Raw genomic sequence first — 1247 nt, forward strand, 5'->3', positions numbered from 1 at the left:
CTTTGACTTCACTTCTGTGGAGGTATAGCATTAATTTGAAATGTGATTCCGCATATTGAAATTTAGCGCATCAAAAAAATACACTTCAATTTTTAAATTATTCAGGGGAGCGCGCAATGAGAGTCAGTTACCAGCAGTTAAAGGCAGAGTTTAAACGGGTACTATTGGCGCGAAAAGTGAGTGAAGTTACCGCTGATGCTTGTGCCGAGATGTTTGCGCAATCCACTGAATACGGTGTTTATTCCCACGGCGTAAATCGATTCCCACGTTTTATTCAACAATTGGAAGCCGGTGATATCGTGCCTGATGCTATTCCAACCAAGGCATTAGCACTCGGGGCTATCGAGCAATGGGATGCTCATCAGGCTATTGGCAATTTAACCGCCAAACAAATGATGGATCGTGCCATGGTATTAGCGGATCAGCATGGTATTGGGGTGGTGGCCTTGCGCAATGCTAACCATTGGATGCGCGGTGGTGCCTACGGCTGGCAAGCGGCAGAACAAGGTTATATTGGCATCTGCTGGACAAACTCAATTGCTGTAATGCCGCCGTGGGGAGCCAAAGAGTGCCGTATCGGCACCAATCCTCTGATCATTGCCGTTCCCGGTGAAACCATCACTATGGTCGATATGTCTATGTCGATGTTCTCTTATGGCATGCTGGAAGTTAACCGATTGGCGGGCAATACATTGCCCGTGGATGGTGGTTTCGATAATGACGGCAATCTCACGCGGGATCCGGCCATTATTGAGGAAAACCGGCGCATTCTGCCAATGGGCTATTGGAAAGGTTCTGGTTTATCCATTGTGCTGGATATGATTGCCACCCTGCTCTCTGGCGGTTTATCCGTTGCCGAAGTCACGCAAGACAAATCAGATGAATTCTGTATCTCACAAGTGTTTATTGCCATTGAAATCGATCGTCTGATTGATGGCAAAACTCGCGATGAAAAATTAAAACGCATTTGTGATTATGTCACTCAAGCTGAGCGCGATAACCCTGATGTCGCTATTCGTCTACCAGGGCATAAATTCCCTCGCATTAAAGCGGAAAATCAGCGCGATGGTATTCCCATTAATGACCAGGTTTGGAAAAAAATCTTAGCAATGTAATTAAAATCAATAAAATTCAGTTGGATACTTATTTTCATCTTGAAGGAGAATTAAGGGCCGTGAGTCCTTAAAATATTTAGCCAATGGATTAACCTCGAGAGTTAAAATAAATATTCAGCGGAATAATCTCGG

General features: G+C 44.7%; 1 protein-coding gene. It reads left to right on the forward strand.

Annotated elements, in window-relative coordinates; translation table 11 throughout:
* Positions 1–116: 116 nt before the first annotated feature.
* Positions 117–1115, forward strand: a complete 999-nt coding sequence (yiaK, locus tag V1952_RS21905; protein ID WP_420075557.1) for a 3-dehydro-L-gulonate 2-dehydrogenase — start codon at positions 117–119, stop codon at positions 1113–1115.
* Positions 1116–1247: the final 132 nt, after the last annotated feature.

The organism is Yersinia sp. 2542 StPb PI (assembly GCF_048593855.1).
Classification (GTDB): Bacteria; Pseudomonadota; Gammaproteobacteria; order Enterobacterales; family Enterobacteriaceae; genus Yersinia; species Yersinia enterocolitica_E.

What these genes read in the sequence shown, in the direction of transcription:
- yiaK (WP_420075557.1), top strand. Translation starts at nt 117, where the DNA reads ATGAGAGTCAGTTACCAGCAGTTAAAGGCAGAGTTTAAACGGGTACTA.